General features: G+C 43.7%; 17 protein-coding genes and 3 tRNA genes. 10 read left to right on the plus strand and 10 right to left on the minus strand.

Translation table 11 applies throughout. From position 1 onward, the window contains the following. The first annotated feature begins 288 nt into the window (after positions 1 to 288). From V6252_RS07305 to V6252_RS07330, 6 genes are all read left to right on the plus strand, one after another. Positions 289 to 364 (plus strand) — tRNA-Gln (locus tag V6252_RS07305). A 109-nt stretch (positions 365 to 473) separates the two neighbouring features. Next, the gene (locus V6252_RS07310; RefSeq protein ID WP_057758042.1) at positions 474 to 1,421 is read left to right on the plus strand and encodes a ribose-phosphate pyrophosphokinase; all 948 of its coding nucleotides are present in this window, start codon (positions 474 to 476) and stop codon (positions 1,419 to 1,421) included. A gap of 421 nt (positions 1,422 to 1,842) precedes the next feature. Beyond that, on the plus strand, positions 1,843 to 2,523 hold the full coding sequence (locus V6252_RS07315; protein ID WP_057758040.1) for a 50S ribosomal protein L25/general stress protein Ctc: 681 nt from the start codon (positions 1,843 to 1,845) through the stop codon (positions 2,521 to 2,523). Positions 2,524 to 2,698: 175 nt separating this feature from the next. Continuing rightward, positions 2,699 to 3,280 (plus strand): aminoacyl-tRNA hydrolase, encoded by a 582-nt coding sequence (gene pth / locus V6252_RS07320; RefSeq protein ID WP_101205142.1) that lies wholly within the window; start codon positions 2,699 to 2,701, stop codon positions 3,278 to 3,280. A gap of 100 nt (positions 3,281 to 3,380) precedes the next feature. Then, on the plus strand, positions 3,381 to 3,761 hold the full coding sequence (gene panD, locus V6252_RS07325; RefSeq protein WP_010196068.1) for an aspartate 1-decarboxylase: 381 nt from the start codon (positions 3,381 to 3,383) through the stop codon (positions 3,759 to 3,761). Between the two features lie 188 nt (positions 3,762 to 3,949). Continuing rightward, entirely contained in the window at positions 3,950 to 4,957 is a 1,008-nt protein-coding gene (locus V6252_RS07330; RefSeq protein ID WP_341609921.1) for a calcium/sodium antiporter, read from the plus strand. Positions 4,958 to 5,036: 79 nt separating this feature from the next. Here V6252_RS07330 and V6252_RS07335 read toward each other — a convergent pair whose 3' ends face one another. The 3 genes from V6252_RS07335 to V6252_RS07345 form a co-directional block, all read right to left on the minus strand. After that, complete coding sequence (locus V6252_RS07335; protein WP_341609922.1) at positions 5,037 to 5,699, minus strand: RDD family protein; 663 nt, start codon at positions 5,697 to 5,699, stop codon at positions 5,037 to 5,039. A gap of 303 nt (positions 5,700 to 6,002) precedes the next feature. Continuing rightward, a tRNA-Arg gene (locus V6252_RS07340) sits at positions 6,003 to 6,079 on the minus strand. A 181-nt stretch (positions 6,080 to 6,260) separates the two neighbouring features. Next, a tRNA-Ser gene (locus tag V6252_RS07345) sits at positions 6,261 to 6,350 on the minus strand. A gap of 351 nt (positions 6,351 to 6,701) precedes the next feature. On the opposite strand from V6252_RS07345, the gene V6252_RS07350 reads away from it, so the two are divergent. Then, positions 6,702 to 7,496 (plus strand): hydroxymethylpyrimidine/phosphomethylpyrimidine kinase, encoded by a 795-nt coding sequence (locus V6252_RS07350; RefSeq protein ID WP_341609923.1) that lies wholly within the window; start codon positions 6,702 to 6,704, stop codon positions 7,494 to 7,496. Between the two features lie 108 nt (positions 7,497 to 7,604). On the opposite strand, the gene V6252_RS07355 is transcribed toward V6252_RS07350, so the two are convergent. From V6252_RS07355 to ppx, 5 genes are all read right to left on the minus strand, one after another. Then, a complete protein-coding gene (locus V6252_RS07355; RefSeq protein WP_224737825.1) occupies positions 7,605 to 8,165 on the minus strand; it encodes a YggT family protein in 561 nt (186 codons plus the stop codon). A gap of 128 nt (positions 8,166 to 8,293) precedes the next feature. After that, positions 8,294 to 9,127 (minus strand): pyrroline-5-carboxylate reductase, encoded by an 834-nt coding sequence (proC, locus tag V6252_RS07360; RefSeq protein ID WP_341609924.1) that lies wholly within the window; start codon positions 9,125 to 9,127, stop codon positions 8,294 to 8,296. 177 nt (positions 9,128 to 9,304) lie between these two features. After that, a complete protein-coding gene (gene tilS / locus V6252_RS07365; RefSeq protein ID WP_341609925.1) occupies positions 9,305 to 10,873 on the minus strand; it encodes a tRNA lysidine(34) synthetase TilS in 1,569 nt (522 codons plus the stop codon). A gap of 166 nt (positions 10,874 to 11,039) precedes the next feature. Continuing rightward, positions 11,040 to 11,843, minus strand: coding sequence for an acetyl-CoA carboxylase carboxyltransferase subunit alpha (locus V6252_RS07370; protein WP_102078709.1), 804 nt, complete (start codon positions 11,841 to 11,843; stop codon positions 11,040 to 11,042). Positions 11,844 to 12,020: 177 nt separating this feature from the next. Next, a complete protein-coding gene (gene ppx / locus V6252_RS07375; protein ID WP_201548998.1) occupies positions 12,021 to 13,586 on the minus strand; it encodes an exopolyphosphatase in 1,566 nt (521 codons plus the stop codon). A 460-nt stretch (positions 13,587 to 14,046) separates the two neighbouring features. Here ppx and V6252_RS07380 point away from each other — a divergent pair, with 460 nt between their 5' ends. Then, positions 14,047 to 14,382 carry a DUF962 domain-containing protein gene (locus V6252_RS07380; protein WP_227679381.1) on the plus strand — a complete coding sequence of 112 codons (336 nt, stop codon included), beginning with the start codon at positions 14,047 to 14,049 and terminating at the stop codon, positions 14,380 to 14,382. A gap of 161 nt (positions 14,383 to 14,543) precedes the next feature. On the opposite strand, the gene hemL is transcribed toward V6252_RS07380, so the two are convergent. Both hemL and V6252_RS07390 read right to left on the minus strand, forming a co-directional pair. Further along, a complete protein-coding gene (gene hemL, locus V6252_RS07385) occupies positions 14,544 to 15,845 on the minus strand; it encodes a glutamate-1-semialdehyde 2,1-aminomutase (protein ID WP_341609926.1) in 1,302 nt (433 codons plus the stop codon). 103 nt (positions 15,846 to 15,948) lie between these two features. Beyond that, positions 15,949 to 16,302, minus strand: a complete 354-nt coding sequence (locus V6252_RS07390) for a zinc ribbon domain-containing protein YjdM (RefSeq protein ID WP_101205152.1) — start codon at positions 16,300 to 16,302, stop codon at positions 15,949 to 15,951. 297 nt (positions 16,303 to 16,599) lie between these two features. On the opposite strand from V6252_RS07390, the gene V6252_RS07395 reads away from it, so the two are divergent. Next, entirely contained in the window at positions 16,600 to 17,352 is a 753-nt protein-coding gene (locus V6252_RS07395; RefSeq protein WP_341609927.1) for a folate-binding Fe/S cluster repair protein, read from the plus strand. 91 nt (positions 17,353 to 17,443) lie between these two features. Then, on the plus strand, positions 17,444 to 18,769 hold the full coding sequence (locus V6252_RS07400; protein ID WP_341609928.1) for a D-amino acid dehydrogenase: 1,326 nt from the start codon (positions 17,444 to 17,446) through the stop codon (positions 18,767 to 18,769). Positions 18,770 to 18,855 lie beyond the last annotated feature (86 nt).

The raw sequence follows: 18,855 nt of genomic DNA on the forward strand, positions 1-18,855 counted from the left end.
AGGTTTTGATCCTGACATCCGTTGGTTCGAGTCCAGCTACCCCTGCCATTTTTTAGTACGAAGCGTTAGAGATACATCGAGTATAAGAGGTTTATAGACAGCCACTTATCTTATTGTAATTGACAATGTTATCCCAGTTTCGGTATAGTTCGCAATGGACACCGCTAGGGAAAAGTTATGTTCTAAACGGTTTATCCGTTTTTTAGATAACTGACAGGTCATGACACTATATTGAGAACGACTACTTAGTCGCTATTATATATCAGTTGTTCATAGCCTAGACATTACAGGGGTATAGCCAAGTTGGTAAGGCATCAGGTTTTGATCCTGACATCCGTTGGTTCGAGTCCAGCTACCCCTGCCATTTTTTACTGTAATAGTATACTTCAATACCTTCACCACTCTTTTCTTAATTTGAGCAGTTTGACACTGCTTAGCGGTCGCTGCTTGAGTCAATCAATAGGACTTCTGTCATGCCTTATTTGGCGATTTTTACGGGTAATGCCCACCCAGAATTAGCAAAAACCGTAGCCGATCATCTTCACATACCTCTTGGTAAAGCTGACATCACGCGTTTTTCTGATGGCGAAATTGCCGTGGAAATCAAAGAACACGTACGTGGTAAAGATGTGTTTATCATGCAGCCTACTTGTGCACCGACCAACGACAACTTGATGGAAATCATGATGATGGCTGACGCCTTGCGTCGCTCTAGTGCTGGCCGTATCACAGCTGTCATGCCGTATTTTGGTTATGCTCGTCAGGATCGTCGTCCACGCTCAGCTCGTGTACCTATCTCGGCTAAAGTGGTTGCTGACATGCTAAACATCGTTAGTATCGATCGCGTAATGACTGTTGATTTGCACTCAGATCAGATTCAGGGTTTCTTTGATATCCCTGTAGACAACATCTACGGCACACCTGTATTGCTAAACGACCTACAAAAGCAAGACTATGACAATATCATGGTTGTTTCACCTGATGTAGGCGGTGTGGTTCGTGCACGTGCGATGGCCAAGCAGTTAGGCGATACCGACATGGCAATTATTGATAAGCGCCGTGCTCGTGCCAATGAGTCACAAGTAATGCATATCATTGGTGATGTTCGTGACCGTGATTGCGTTATCGTTGACGATATGGTCGATACTGCAGGTACATTGTGTAAAGCAGCTGAAGCATTGAAAGAAAATGGTGCCCGTCGCGTCTTGGCTTACATCACGCATCCTGTCCTATCAGGCAACGCACTGAAAAACATCAGCGAATCTGCATTGGATGAAGTGGTTGTGACCGATACGATTCCATTATCGGCTGAAGCGAAAGCTTGTAGCAAAATCCGTCAGGTAAGTATTGCACCGATGCTGGCTGAAAGCTTACGCCGTATCAATAACGAAGAATCTATTAGCGCGATGTTTGACGCTTAATTTGATACAGCTGCTTTTTTAACAGTCTTTGCCGTAATTTTTAGTAGCAATGACTGTAGTAAGACATCTTAAATACTTAAAAAACAGAGCGTCAAGTATCCTTACTTGGCGCTTTGTTTTGTGTAGGCGTTTTGCGTAGGTCTTTATTATTGCTACAGAATCACGTATAATGCGCGCCTGTGCTGACCTTTTCGTTGTTTTTATTAGGCTGGCGCTATCAAAAGTGCTGATCATGCTTAACAGTAACCATCGTTATAGTAATTATCATAGCGAGCGCTGCTATAAGCAAATGGCTAAGCTTAGACATTACGAGTTTTTTTCGTAACGATAATTTTAGCTATCATCACGTATTAGTGGATTGGTCGCAAATCCACTTTTTTATGACCAGACACTTCATCATTTTTTTTATAGGATTATATCCATGAGCATCAATCATTTTGAACTAAACGCCGTTGATCGTGCTGCTGAACTACAAGGTAAAGGTGCGAGCCGCCGCCTACGTAAGCAGAACCTAGTTCCTGCTATCATCTATGGTGGTAACGAAGAGCCAACAGCTATCTCTATCAAGCTTAACGAACTAGTAAAATCACTAGAATTCGAAGCGTTTTTCTCACACATCTTGACTATCAACGTTGACGGTGAAGAGCATCAAGCAGTTATCAAAGATTTGCAGCGCCATCCAGCTAAAGGCTTCCCAATGCATGCTGATTTCCAGCGCATTGTAAAAGGTCAGAAAATCCACATGAACGTTCCTGTTCATTTCACTGGTCGTGAAGATGCGCCTGGTACTGCTGCTGCTGGTGTACTATCTACTCTAGTATCTGATATCGAAGTTATCTGCTTACCATCACAACTTCCTGAATACCTAGAAGTAGATGTGTCTGGCATGGAAATCGGTGATTTGTTCCGTCTATCAGACATCAAACTTCCTGAAGGCGTTGTTATTCACGAGCTTGAGCTAGAAGACGGCCATGACCGTACTATCGTTAACATGCAGCCACCAACAGTAGAAGAAGTTGATGCTGATGCTGACGTTGATGCTGATGAAGTACCAGCAACTGAGCAAAACGACGGTACTGAAGAAAACAAAGACAGCGAGTAATTACTATTTCTAACTAGTGCATTATTTTGTGCTGGTTAGTGATACATTCGTTTAGTCAATAAGACAGCAGGTGATTAAAGTCTCCTGCTGTTTTTGTAAGTAAGGTTTGAAAATAAACTGTCTATCAGTACTTCACACCTTACCCCTATTTATCAAATTCAAGCAGGGTGTTTTTATGGCCATAAAGCTTATTGTCGGTCTTGGTAATCCTGGTCAGCAGTATATGTTTACGCGTCATAATGCAGGATTTTGGTTTGTCCATCACTTGGCTCAGCAGTTTAATATCACGCTCTCCCCTGATAAGAAATTTCATGGAGTGACAGGGCGTGGGCAGATTCATGGGTCTGATGTGCGCTTACTTATGCCGCTGACGTTTATGAATAAATCTGGTCAGTCAGTGGTGCCTATGGTAAATTTCTATGGCATCAAAAATGATGAATTGTTGATTGCTCATGATGAGCTCGATATTCCAGCTGGTAGTATCAAACTCAAAACAGACGGTGGACATGGTGGTCACAACGGCCTACGTGATATCACGCCGCATATTGGCAATGATTTTCATCGCCTGCGTGTGGGTATCGGCCATCCTGGTCACAAGTCTAAAGTTAGTGGACACGTTCTCTCTAAAGCATCTCCCGATGAGCAGATTGCGATTGATAGCGCGCTGACAGCTGCTTTTGAAGCGCTCCCATTATTGTTAGATGGTGATGTCGAAAAAGCACGTTCACAAATTAATGGCTTTAAATTACCAGAATAATATAGTCATTCAATGATAATGACCTTTTATTTTGGCAGCTTTATCCCCATTAACCTTTTGATTTAGTTAATTAATATCAGTTACGCCAAGGAACCAACCTATGCTACTTAATATGCTTAAATGCAAATTACACCGTGCCCGTGTTACCCATGCCGAGCTTCACTACGAAGGCTCTTGCGGTATCGACGGCGATCTATTAGATCTTGCTGGTCTACGCGAAAATGAATCTATTGATATCTATAACGTGACCAACGGTAAGCGCTTTCGCACCTATGCTATCCGTGCTGAGGCGGGCTCTGGTATTATCTCATTAAATGGTGCTGCGGCTCATATGGCAGATTTGGGCGATATCGTTATCATTTGTGCTTACGCGCATTTTGATGAAGTTGAAGCGTCAACGTATCAGCCAAAACTGGTCTATTGCAACGAAGACAACACCGTAAAAGACACAGCAAATATCATTCCTGTACAAGTTGCTTAATATGACAGGATGGTGAGGTTTTGGTAAATTTAAGATAAACACAAAGTTACATCTTTGAATTAGCTGCTATTATTACTAAAAATCTCGATGCTAAAGGGAAAGCTGAATCTAAATCAAGATTCGGCTTTTTTTATGCCACTTTTATTTATAAAATTCACATTTTTCATCATATACAAGGAAACATACCGATGTGGTTGGCCGCGCTTGCAATACTGATTGGGTTAGCAATTTTAGTTTGGAGTGCCGATGTCTTTATTGATGGGGCGACAGCACTAGCAAAGAAGTTTAGTGTGCCTAGCTTCTTAATTGGTGTCTTAATATTGGGTATAGGCACGTCAGCGCCTGAGATGGTGGTATCAGTACTAGCAGCGATAGAAGGCAGCCCTGAGCTGGCTCTAGGTAACGCCTATGGCTCAAATATCATCAACATCGCATTGGTACTCGGTGCAACCGTATTGATTAGCCCTATTATCATCCGTAGAGGCATCGTAAAGCGCGACTTGCCCTTACTGCTACTGATTACTGTCATCGCCGCTTGGCAGCTACGTGATGGGACATTGAGCCAAGCTGATGGTATCGTATTGTTGATTTTGTTGGTCGCCGTTTTAGGACTACAGATCATAATGAGTATACGCGAAGGCTATCATGAGCACGAAGACGATATAGTCGTGGCTAATGCTGACTCAGAGCACTTAAATAACTCAGAGAGCTTAGAAAAGCTAGAACCAAGCGTAACGCGTGGTCTTGCGAGTTTAATCATCGGTATGCTGATGCTCGTAGCCAGCTCACGCGCTATCGTTTGGGGTGCTGTTGAGCTAGCAACGCTATGGGGGCTTAGTGAGCTTATCATTGGTCTAACGATTGTCGCAGTTGGGACATCATTGCCTGAACTGGTATCGAGCCTGTCAGCAGCCCGTAAAGGCGAGCATGATATGGCACTTGGTAATATTATTGGCTCTAATATTTTCAATACTTTGGCAGTTGTCGGCTTAGCAACCGTCATTGCTCCTATCGCTGCTGATCCAGTGATTCTATCACGTGATGTAATGGCAATGGGACTATTGACGATATTGCTAGTTACCCTGTGCGTATTTGCCTTTAAAACAAAACGCCAGTTCGGTCGTACGTCAGGTGCTACGTTGGTACTGTTCTTTATGAGCTACACCGCATGGCTGATTCAAAGCGTTAGTATGTAACTGGTTAGGCTGAACCAACTGAGCATTGGTACAACTAAATTATTGCGTCGATAAAAATTATTAGGTCAATAAAATCAGACTAAGATTTTTTCTTACGATTTTTAAAACCGCGCCATAGCCCTTCATGTGCCACTTTTGGCATTTTTAGGGTGATGGTGTTGGACAGCATATCTTGTACTGCCAAACCGCGAGGGTTGAATAGGCAGAACACATAGTTGAATACCAAACCAAGAAACGCACTGGCCAATAAGGCGGCGCGTGATCCGTCAATAAGACTGCCAATAATGCCAAAAATCAGCGGCATCAAACAAGCGGCCAAAATACGTTTAAACGACTGACCCCACGTTAGCCATTGACCCGCATCATTGATCGTTTTTAACCGCCATGTCTGCATACCCAATGTCTGACCACCACGGCGCCAAAAGATTCCATAGAATGCCACGAGTGTCAGTACAAATGACGGCGTCATAATGGCGTTCTGATACCAAAGCGGCAGTGACTGAGCTTGTGATGACTCAGTACCCGTCTCCATAGTCAACAGCGTGCCTACGACGGTTAGTATCGTCCCTACCAAAAACAATAACGCTAAAATCAGCATACCGTCATAGAGAATCGCCACGACACGAATCATAGGCTTAGCGATAGTTGGCTCTTCGTTAGGATCTTGCTGTACAGGCGCACTCGATTGAGGCTTTGATTTTTGAGTCGTTTTTGACGGACGTTTAGATGGACTTTTTGACATGGTACAAGCTCATAGCAAGCAGTGAATAGTAACGCTATTGTACCGTAAATGGTGGGGCTATCGTACATTATCCTAGATGACTGTCCAATATCATAGGTGGCCTAACATCGTAGATGACTGTCCAATATCGTAGATTGCTCTTTAATATTATTAGTTGGCTATCCAATCATGTTATACACAGAAGATGATCGTAGAATAAATAAGTAGAAAGGTAAAAGTTACAGACATAAAAAAACCGCCAATTGTCATAAGACAGGCGATTATTTTAATGTTTTATCAGCTTATACTAAGCTATTATGCAAATGGTGCGCCTGGAGAGATTCGAACTCCCGACCCCTTAGTTCGTAGCCAAGTGCTCTATCCAACTGAGCTACAGGCGCGTATTTTGCACTTTATCCACTGCGAAGATAATATCTTTTGCAGTAAATTAGGTTGGTCATTATATAGATAATATCGCTTGTGTCAACATCTTTTTTAATTAAAACAAATTATTTTTTGAATTAATTATTAAAATGTTTAACGCAGTATATTGCGTTACTACTCTAATAACAACTGAATAAATGGCGGTGAAGGAGGGATTCGAACCCTCGATACGCTTACACGTATGGTTCCTTAGCAGGGAACTGGTTTCAGCCACTCACCCACTTCACCTAACGATTCAAGACATTTATAAAAAATCTATAAACATAGTATTGATGCTAACAATACGTCTCATGTCGTGGGCGAGTATTATAACAAAGCCAAAACGAATTGCAAGCGTTGTCTACAGATTTAATGCGGCTTTTATCAAAATTATAGATATAAGTACTTATATTGCATTTTTATAAGGAAAATTGCGACATATCATCGCTAAATATAACGACCAAACTGCTCACTAATATTAGGCCTACTCACTCTACCGTCTTATACCTCATCCACAAGCATAAGACTATGATAGATTTTTTAGTAGTAGGTGGCTATAGTATTTGTCACTTACTTTAAAATATCTCAAAAGGAGCTGTTATGCGACCTGTCGTACTGTGTTTTTCAGGATTAGACCCTTCAGGCGGTGCTGGATTACAAGCGGATATCGAGGCCATTGGACAATCAGGGGCACATGCCGCCATCGCGTGTACGGCGGTCACTATCCAAAGCTCGCAGCAGGTATTTGGCTTTGAGGCTTGTGCGGCATCATTGGTAAAAGCTCAAGCTACTGCGGTGCTTGATGACTTACCTGTTAGTGCTATCAAATCAGGTATGCTTGGCACTACTGATAATATCGCAATGTTGACCAAACTATTTGCTGATCAAGTTATCGATAACAACACGCCATTTGTCTTAGACCCTGTACTAGTTGCAAATAGCGGTGGCAGCTTGGGTGATGAGAAAACACTGGTTAGCGCATTTAGACAATTGCTACCCTACGCCACTTTAATTACCCCAAATACTCATGAGCTACGTGCGCTTAGCGGTGAGCAAGACCTGCATATCGGTGCGCAAAAGCTATGTGCTCAAGGCGCTCATGCGGTACTCGTAAAAACCTCACATGATTTTGATAGCGGTGACATCGAGCAGTACTTATATATACAGGGGGAAATGGTCCATAAAAGTACCTTGCCGCGCTTAGAAGGTGAGTTCCATGGCTCAGGATGTTCACTCGCCAGCTTCATCGCTGGACGCTTGGCAATAGGTGATGCTCTCATCGACGCGGTAAAAGCCGCAGACAGTTGGATTACCCAAACATTGCGAGCAGCTGATGCACCGCATCCTGACGATACTCAGGCTCAACTCATACCAAATCGCTTTGTTCGTTTTTAGCATACTTATAAAGCCATAAACTTCCCAAGTAGCAGACGCAAAAAAGGCGCTCTATATTTTTATAGAACGCCTTTTTTATGACAGTTTTTAAATGTAATTTTATTAGGACTAACCCAAGGTTGGCAACACACTCGCAGCCAAACCACCGATAAATATCTCCAACAAATAAAATGCTAAGAAAGCAACCATTGGCGATAAATCTAGCATACCTAAATTCGGCGTGATACGACGAAACGGGGCCAAAATAGGCTCAGCCAAATTGATAATAATGCCAATAATCGGATGCTCAGATCTGGTAAACACCACAATCCAGCTAACGATGATAGAACCAATCACTAGATAGCGACACATGCGTAAAAAGTCTAACAATAAGCTAGTCGTGCCCGTAAAGAATAGCGGTACAGGGGCAATACCTTTATGCGTTAATGCGGCCTTTCCAGAGATATCGATTAGACGAATCAAAAACATCAGCACGATAGCGGCAATGCTAATACGACCCTGTGCAACAGTCGGAAAAATACGCCCGAACACATCGACGATATGCGTTGCTTTATAAGCAGGCGCAATCATCGGATTGCTCGCATCCATTCCCGCAAACTGCAACATAAAACGAATAAACACCAGCATCATAGCGAATGTGGTGACCAAATCAAAAATTTGAAATAACATGTTGTTCATGAAGTGCTACTCAATGTGACATTATTAACAGATTCTAGGATGACAAATGTCATTATCAGATGCTGATGATTACATAAGGTGTGTCGTCAGTTATCACTCACAGCACACCTTGTCAGTGTTTATTTACTCATCTCTTCACTTAACGCTTGGCTACGATCATAGCAAGCTTGCATGGCCTCGCTGATTTGACGACCAATCTCATTGGCTTGCATTGACTCAACCGCTGCCTGAGTAGTACCGTTCGGTGAAGTAACTTTACTGCGTAACTCAGCTGGTGCATCATCACTATTCATCGCCATTTTTGCAGCACCCAACATGGTCTGCATAGCAAGCGCTGAGGCTTGTTCTTTATCCAGCCCTAATGCAACTGCCCCATCGACCATCGATTCAATGAAGTAAAACATATACGCTGGCGCTGAACCTGATACGGCTGTAACGGCATGCATATGCTCTTCGTCATCGACCCACATGACCAAACCCGATGCTTCCATAACGGCTGTTGCTAGCTGCTTCTGTTCTGCTGAAATGTTATCTGTACCATAAAGGCCAGTCGCACCCATCTGAATCATAGAAGGCGTGTTTGGCATCGCACGGACGATATTGCTATAGCCGCCCAACATGTTTGATAAAAGATCAGTCGACAAACCTGCCGCTACTGAAATGACCAATTGAGTGTCTAGTACGTCAGCAAAAGCACCAACGACCACCTTCATCATTTGTGGTTTTACTGCAAGTACTACGATATCCGCACCGATCACAGCAGACTTTGGATCAGCCATTGGATCAACCGTATTTAGACCTTTGGCGGCTAATTGCTCACGTGCATCGCTGCTAGGATCGGCGACCGTGATTAGATTTGGTTTGATGCCGCAACCCACAAGCCCGCTAATGAGCGCTTGTGCCATGTTTCCGCCACCAATAAAGCTGATTTTTTTATTATCTAATACCGACATACTTGTCTCCTAGTCACAAAATTCAAAGGTATTCAACTTAACATACTGATATGTAAAACGACACTCAGTTTATCATACTGCCACTATCACCGTTTGATAAATTCAAAATGTCACAGCTGACTTCAACCTGATAAAAATCAATGAGTCAGCCAACGGATATTAAACTTTTGACGTTTTCTATTTTAGACTAAGCTCACTTGCAATGTACTCAGCCAATTGATTGTTTTTGGCATCGTTATCGGTATGCTCAGAACTCAAGAGCCAACTCTCAAATGGCGACGCTAGTAACAGAGGAATATCAGTTTGTATATCATTTCCATCTTCAGATTTTTTTATAAAGGTAATGCTGACTACCATTAAACTTTCTCGTAGCCATAATGGAATCCCAAGCGTTTGATACAGTTTTTTGCCTGCTTGTGGGCGCGCAGCCATCTCGGTCTTTAGCCGTTGCTTACGGTCTAACGGTGCTATTTTTAACACTGCCTGCTGTGCTATTCCGTCTGTACTGTTTTCCAACAATCGTACCAGCGCATCTATTTTCACTTGTAACTGCCAAATGCAGTCATTACTGCTGCACAAGGTGACTAATTCGAAGCTATTATCAGCTGAATTATTCTTAGACAAACTCAGGCTAGATAGTGGCAGCACCTGCTCGGTAAGTGGTAGCTTCAGCCAAGACAGCCATTCGCTGCTCATACGATAGAGCTGCTGACGATAGCGCCGAATGGTATAAGATGCTTTACGACCTTGCCAAAACAGTTCTGTTTGATGATCTTGGTCATCACGTTGGCTTAGAGTTAACACATCATCGACAAGTTGCTTAGCAGGTGGTAACGGCTCATCTTGACCGAGCCAATAGTGCAGTAGTTGCCGCTGACGATACATGGATAGCTTTTGCAACGCATCGATATTTAGTACGCGCTGTGCAGGTAAAAGTTGCAGGTCTGTACTTTCCGTCTGCTGCATATCCTGCATAGCTTGAGCATTGATTGTTTCCTGTGCATCACTTAACAGCTGTGCACTGCGAGCAATATTATCGATGACATTAGGATTGTACGTAGCCAGTATTGGCATGATGTCACGGCGTAGTCCACTACGTACATTGTCGCCGCTGTCATTAGTAGGATCATCTATATAAGGCAACTCTAAGCGCTTGGCGTAGGCGCTAATAGTGGCTCGTCGTATCGTAAGCCAAGGTCGCCACAGGATGTTGCACTGTGCGCCCTGCGTTTGCACTCGCCATGGCTGCATACCAGAGAGACCATTGACTCCAGCGCCTTGAATGAGCCGCATCAATACGGTTTCAGCTTGGTCGTCAGCATGGTGGCCCAGTAGCAATACATCGTCTTGGTTGATATGAGCGCGCATAACATTATAACGGGCTTGCCGAGCGGCCTGCTCATCATGTCCATTCACTTGTGCCTGTAAAATTCGACAAGGTATCTGCTGCGCTTGCGCCCAATTGGCAACATGCTTGGCCCAGTGCTGACTATCCGATTGTAACCCATGATCGACATGTAACAGCTGCGGCAGACATGGCAATTTACCTTGTCGGTAGAGCTGCACACACAGCGCCGCAAGTGCCAATGAATCACGTCCACCACTACATGCCAACCAAAGACGGCGACCATGCAACTGATCACTATACGCAGACATACTGCTCAATAACGCGGTTGCTAGTGTCTCATCAACTGGCAAATCGGCAATTGATTTAATAGAATGTGAAATGATTGCACTGCTGGTCATAATCAGCCTTATTTTTAGTTACGTTAGGTGCTTTATATACTAACAACCATAAAAAAACGCGCCATTAAATGACACGTTTTTATTTTAGCATTAAGGCTCAGACTCTAATATGAAAAGCCTATTATTAATAATAACGACTTAACAATAAAGGCGCCATCGCAACCAATTAAGCAGGCAACATCACTTCTGAGTTGAAAGATTTTAACTTTTCATAACGTAGCTCACAACGCTCTTGAGGATCTAAATCTTTAATCTCATCAAGCTGCTCAGTAATGAGTGCTTTTAATGCATTCATCACAGGTTGTGGCTGTACATGTGCGCCCTCGCCCTCTTCGATAACAGCATCAATCAAACCCATTTGATAAAGATTAATGGCGTTTAGTTTTAGCGCTTCACTAGCGTCTTGTGCTTTTTCAGCGGTTTTCCAAAGAATAGAAGCACAGCCTTCTGGCGAGATCACTGAGTAAATGCTGTTTTGTAGCATATTTACTTTATCGCCAACACCAATTGCCAGTGCGCCGCCTGAGCCGCCTTCACCAATGATAGTCACAATCACAGGCACTTTCAGACTAGAGAACACAGCAATGCTTTCTGCAATCGCTTGCGCCTGTCCGCGCTCTTCTGCACCAATACCAGGGTAAGCACCTTGAGTATCTACAAAGGTCATCACAGGAATGTTAAAGCGCTCGGCCATTTTGACCAAACGAATCACTTTGCGATAGCCTTCAGGGTTGGCCATACCAAAATTATGAGCAATACGCTCACGGGTGCTACGACCACGATGCTGACCAATTACCATTACAGGCTGACCATCAAAACGCGCAAGACCACCCAAAATGGCTTTGTCATCGGCAAAAGCACGATCGCCATGCAACTCGTCAAATTCGGTAAAAAGCTGATTAACATAGTCCATAAATAATGGACGCTTGGCGTGTCGTGCAAGCTGCACACTATCCCAGACAGTGCTCATAGACGCTTCCCTTTAATAATTATACTTAATGTATTTATGTTTAAGAATAATATCGTTATCCGTATTCAGATAATGAAAGTACAGTTGTAAACTCAATAGGAGCTATAGTAGCACATCTTAAATAGCATGACATTATCGACAACGCCGCTTTTGTTACGTTAATCTTTAACTCAATACTTACAATGGTAACTGCTCAACCTCTGGAGTCTCGGCCTCTTGAGCTTCAATCACACTAAGCTGTACGCCCCATTTAGCAAACTGGTCAATCTCAGTACGCAAATCTGCCAGCAAGAACGCATAATGCTCACTGCTATCCGCCAAGGTAATTTGCCAACTGTTTTCAGCGACTACCTTTAGTTCTAGCTCTGGTAGCGCATAATCACTGCGGCTATGATGTGCCAGTACGGCGAGGCGTAACAGTAAACAGAGATAAACCAGCTGATCGCCACCAATCTGACAAGTCTGCTCTAGCATATCGGCTTTGAGCTTGCGGCGATGGTTAAGCATCAGCTGCGCCATGCGTTTCTGATCGACTTGCGAAAACCCTGGAATATCAGAGTATTCAAGTAAATATGCGCTGTGCTTGTGATAACTACTATGACTGATTGCCAGCCCTATCTCATGCAAGAAAGCAGCACGTCTGAGCAAGTCGCAATCATCATTGGACAGCGCAAGCTTGTCTTTTACTTGTTCGAATAAATGGCGACTGGTTTTTACCACTTGTTTGGCTTGCTTTTTGTCCCCTGAGTAACGCTTGATTAATGCCAATACACTGCGGTCACGCACATCTTCACTAGCAAAACGGCCAAGCATATCGTACATAACGCCTTCACGTAACGCACCATCTGAGTAGGTAATGGTCTCAACGCCCAATACTTTCATCACAGCGCGCAATACTGCCACGCCAGCAGGAAATACAGCTTTACGATGTTCTTTAACGCCTTCTAACTCGATATCATCAATATTGCCAATCTTAATCAGCAATTTCTCTAATTTTTTGACACCCTTATAGGTAATGCGTTCTTGCTCATCGGCCCAACCTTTTGATACTAAAACATTACGCACCGCTTTGATGGTGCCACTTGAGCCAACCACGCTACTCCAGCCTGTCTTTTGATAGCGACCATTGATGGCTAAGACTTCTTTGCGTGCACCTGAAATCGCACTATTGAAGGCTTCTTTAGTAATCAGGCCGTCAGCAAAGAATTTTTGGGTAAAAGAAACGCAGCCCATTTGTAAGCTTTCAGTCAATAATGGATCGAAATTTTGACCAATAATAAACTCTGTCGAACCACCGCCAATATCCATAACCAAGCGTTTATCACTACTCTCGTTGGTATGCGAGACGCCCAAATAAATCAATCGCGCCTCTTCGCGGCCCGCGATAATCTCAATAGGTTTTGGCAGAATTTTATTGGCACGGGAAATAAAGTCGTTGGCGTTTTTGGCTTGACGCAATGCATTGGTCGCAACCACACGAATACGCTCTGGCGGTACTGAATCCAAGCGCGCCACAAAGCGGCTTAAACAGTCAAGACCGCGCTGCTCAGCGGCTGCGCTTAGGATATTATTTTCGTCCAAACCGGCGGCGAGCTGTACCTTTTCAGACATCGAGACTACTTTTCGCACTTCCCCATGGTCAAGACGAGCAATAGCTAAATGGAAACTGTTGGAACCAATATCGATGGCTGCCATCATTTCATCATCGCCAATTGGCGGATTCGTAAGGTAGTCAATAGGCATAGGACAAGTCGTCACCGTGTTAGAGAGAGTGGATAGTTTACCAAAATCACGTGCTATATAGTTATAAAATCACATGTATAGAAAAAAGTAGTAACCACAAAAATCAGGGCAATTTTATCATTAAAGCATTTATGCCAAACACTCGCAAGCGATGCAAAACTGTAGCGGGAACATCGAAGACCACCCTATAAGCTGAAAGGTATCGGCTCAGCATCTAGCGCTTGTGTTACGCATATCGGTTTGCTACATTGAAAGCTATCAATATCATGATAAAAAACCGTTATTTACAGAATTTTTATCCGTATAATTTATTTAAAAAGTCACCAACTAATCGGTTAAAAATCATCCGCAATTAGTAGTTGTCAAACCCACCAGCAAGGAAGCTAGTCACATGAATCAGACCACCACAAAAGACGCTACCCAAAATAATGAGACCCCTATCAGCAGCGCCAAAAAAGACATGGTAAAAACTGAAAACTCGCCCAAACAGGCATTTTATGATTTTTACTTAGATGAGCATCAAAACATGGCCTGTCGCCGCCTACATTTCGCAGGTAGTAGCTTTGGCCTACTAGGATTGGCAAAGTCTGTCAAAACTGGCTCAGCCAAACCTTTGGTAAAGGGCATTGCCGCTGGATATGCCTGCGCATGGGTTGGACATTTCTTCTTTGAAAAGAACAAACCCGCTTCTTTTAAGTTTCCATTGAAAAGCTTTGTCAGCGATTTTCGTATGTATAGCGATGTGCTACGAGGCAATCTAAGCTTGAGAGATCGCAAGTTTGATAAAGCACGATAACGTTTAGTCATCATATAAGTTAAATGACAAACTTTATATTTTTCCCAATACGATTATAAATAAGATATCGATAAACAAAAAAACCAGCAGAGATCACAGGACGATCTTGCTGGTTTTTTAAGCTTTAACTTTTTAGTTAGCTAATAACTTACATGGCTAAACTATGCTTTTGCCATTTCTGCAAATATCTCATCAGCTGCTTTGATTGACGCATCAATGTCTTCATCGCTATGTTTGATAGACATAAAGCCTGCTTCATAAGCTGATGGTGCCAAGTAAATACCGCGATCTAGCATACCGTGGAAGAAAGTATTGAATACGTCCATATCGCACTCTGTCACGTCATCGAAGTTTTTTGGCGTTTCAGTTGCGCTGTCTTTAACAAAGAACATGCCAAACATGCCGCCAAGCTTATTGGTACGTAGATGGATGCCATGTTTATCAGCTGCTGCTTGGAAACCATCCACTAGGTGATCAACTTTCGCTGCTAATTCGTCATAAAAACCGTCTGCCGTTAAGTCTTCAAACATAGCGATACCAGCGCGCATCGCTAGTGGATTGCCTGATAACGTGCCAGCTTGATAGACGCCGCCAAGTGGCGCGATGCAAGACATGACTTCTTTTTTACCACCGAAAGCACCAACGGGTAAGCCAGCACCGATGATTTTACCGAAACAGGTCAAGTCTGGGTCAATACCAAAATGGGCTTGCGCACCGCCAAGACCAACACGGAAGCCCGTCATCACTTCATCAAAAATCAATACTGCGCCATTAGCTGTACATTCTGCGCGCAACGTATCATGAAACTCTTGTGTTGGGATAACCATGTTCATGTTGCCAGCGATAGGCTCTAAGATAACGCAGGCAATTTCTTCACCCCATTTCTCAAAGCAGTCCTTAATCGCTTGCGGATCATTATAAGGAATCGTAATGGTATGCTTAGCAAAGTCTGCTGGCACGCCTTTCGACGTTGGCTCACCAATATCAAGCATGCCAGAGCCAGCTTTTACCAACAAGCTGTCTGAATGCCCATGGTAGCAGCCTTCAAACTTAACGATTTTGTCACGTTGGGTATAACCACGCGCCAAGCGAATCGCACTCATGGTCGCTTCTGTACCAGAGCTGGTCATACGAATCATCTCAACGCTCGGCACGATGTCACAAATCTTGTCAGCAACGGTGGTTTCAAACGGCGTTGGTGTGCCAAAGCTTAGACCATCATCAGCCGCTTTTTTAACTGCATCAATGACTTTTGGGTGCGCATGACCCAAAATCATTGGGCCCCAAGAGCCAACATAATCGATATAGGCGTTGTCTTCGGTGTCATAGATTTTGCTACCATTGGCACGGTGCATAAAGATTGGCGTACCACCGACCCCTGCAAAGGCGCGAACTGGTGAGTTAACACCACCTGGGATATGTTTACGTGCTTGCGCAAAAAGCTGTTCGTTTTTAGTACTCATAATTATTCTCTACTTATAGCGACATTTATAACGACAATGTTTTGTGATTAAACGTCTGCTTTATATTTGTTTATTATCGTATCTTTCAAGAAGTTTTTACAATTTAAGCTTTTTTGACCACAGAAGACTTAAGCTTCATTGGTCCGTAGCCATCAAGTTTACAGTCGATATCATGACCGTCAGTAGCATCTGGCAACAGACGTATGCTTTTCGCTTTCGTTCCTACTTTAATCACGATTGAAGAGCCTTTGACTTTTAGGTCTTTAATGACCGTCACCGCATCGCCGTCTTGTAGCTCATTGCCGACAGCATCACGTATGACTGCGTCTTGGTTTTCAGCTTGTGCTGCATCAGTCTCAGCCGCCGTCCATTCATGAGCACACATAGGACATACCAGTAACGCACCATCTTCATACGTATATTCAGCATCACATTTAGGGCAATTTGGTAAGCTCATTATTTCCTCGGCAGCCATCGTACATTAGGTTAATTGTAGAGCTGATATTGTACCGTAACTCACCATCTTTAACCAATTTGTACGCTTGAAAATCAAACGCTATGCCCAATTTAACACTTAACTCATCGCTTACTGATGACGTTTTTTATGATAGGGTTTTTTGTGGTACTCTTCTTAGCCTCATTTAGATTTATGTGCACAAATACTGTCAATGATAAAAGCGCCCATATAATTTTTTATCACTTCGATTTCATCTATATTATTACTAAGTAAGCTCTCATCAGAAGGATAATAACAATGACTCAGTCTTCAAATTTATCAGCCGTACCGCAGTTTTCGCAATTAACTATCCAAGGCGAGGACGCCGAAAAATTCTTGCAAGGGCAACTGACTTGTGACGTTACCAAGCTCGGGCTTAGCTATCAGGCAGCCGCCATCGGTAACCTAAAAGGTCGTATTGAGTTTGGCATCTGGATCAAAAAGCAAGCAGAAAAACATTATGATGTGGTCATAAGTAGCGATTGTGCTGAGTCTTTTCAGGCACATCTTAATAAGTACGGGGCGTTTTCTAAATTTGAGACCAGTGCACCAGCAGCGATTTATCCCTGCGTACTAGCAGATGAGCCAACTTTTAGCCACAAAGACGACCATAATACTGCTGAGGATACACAGGCTTGGATAGCATGCAGCCTAGCTACTGGTAATTATTGGATTGTGGCCGCGACTCAAGGTGAGTTTCAACCGCAAGAGCTGCGTCTACATCAACGTGGCGGCATGGACTATGATAAAGGCTGCTATTTAGGCCAAGAAGTCATCGCTCGCATCTACTTTAAATCTGCACCCAAAGCATTTTTGCACTATGTACAAGGCACCGGTGCAGCACCAAGCGCAGGTGACAAGATTGATAAAATCCAAGTGGTCAATGCGATGAAAAATGATGATGGCTTTACCGCTTTGGTCGTGGCACGTCCTGAACAATTGGCAGAGAGTGATTTGAGCATATTGGACTTGCCAGCCGCACTACAGGTAGATGTTGCGCGTCCGAAATAAAAGCACATCGAATCAGGCAAGCGACGCAGCTAAGGTGATGGTAGTTTAATAAAGAGCGGCCGTCATGATTAACATGAGCATAGAGAATCCTATGACACATATTGCGGTACTCGGAGCAGGCGTGGTGGGCGTAACCACCGCATGGTATCTACGTCAGGCAGGCTATGATGTGACCGTGATTGAGCGCGAACCGGCGGCAGGTATGCAAACATCATTTGCCAACGGCGGACAAATCTCTGTCTCACATGCCACGCCGTGGGCCAACCCTACGACCCCGATGAAAGCGCTCAAGTGGCTGTTTAAAGAAGATGCTCCGCTACTGTATCGCTTGCGTGCGGATAAAGCTCAGCTCAAATGGGCCATGCAGTTTCTGCAAGAGTGCCGCGCCGATAGAGCCGATGCCAATCTGGTGCAAATGGTGCGCCTAGGTCTATATTCAAGAGATACCTTACAACAGCTGCGCGCGGATATTGGCATCAACTACGAACAGCAAACACGCGGTATCATGCATTTTTATACCAATCAGGCAGAGTTTGATGCGGCTATCGAACCAACTGAACGCATGCAAGCGCTTGGTTGTGAGCGCCATGTGATTGATATCAATAATGCTGTCAACTTAGAACCAGCGCTTTACCCAATTGCGCATAAGCTCACTGGAGCGACCTATACCAGCCGTGATGAGTCTGGCAATGCGCACCTGTTTACCCAACGGTTAGCGCAGCGCTGTATCGATGCGGGTGTACAGTTTTTATATGATACCGAAATTTTAGCACTCAATGCTGATGCTGACTCTGCCCGTCCGCATGTACACAGTATTACTATCCGTCCAAAAGGCGAAAATGCGCAGACCTTTACGGCTGATAGTCATGTGGTCGCGCTTGGCAGCTATAGCGTACCTCTACTAAAACCATTGGGGATACACGCGCCAATATTTCCAGCAAAAGGTTATTCGGCTACCTATACCGTCAATCCACGAGCACCACATCTAGCACCTTTTGTTAGCTTGATTGATGATGAGTTTAAACTGGTTACCTCACGATTAGGTGACAAATTACGAGTGGCTGGCACCGCAGAATTTAATGGCTATAACTTAGACTTAAATACCACTCGCTGTGAAGCGATTACTCGGCGTGTGCAGCAATTATTTCCAAAAGGCATTATCGCAAACTCGGTGCAATATTGGACAGGACTGCGCCCGATGACCCCATCAAACGTACCTTTGATTGGTCGCGCACACTGTGGTCAAGTCAAACATGGTAGTCATAATACTTCAGCGACTTTTGACAATTTATGGCTGAACACTGGACATGGCACATTGGGATGGACACACTCTTGCGGCTCTGCAAAGGCCCTTAGTTTATTAATCCAAGGTGAAACGCCCAACGTCGATTTTGATTTTATCGGTATGAGCGTTTGATTGGTTCAGCGATATATTTAAATTGCAAACAAAAAAAGGCGCTCACTTTACGTGAACGCCTTTTTTGTATTTCTACAAACTTATCA

This window comes from Psychrobacter proteolyticus (genome assembly GCF_038155145.1).
Classification (GTDB): Bacteria; Pseudomonadota; Gammaproteobacteria; order Pseudomonadales; family Moraxellaceae; genus Psychrobacter; species Psychrobacter proteolyticus_B.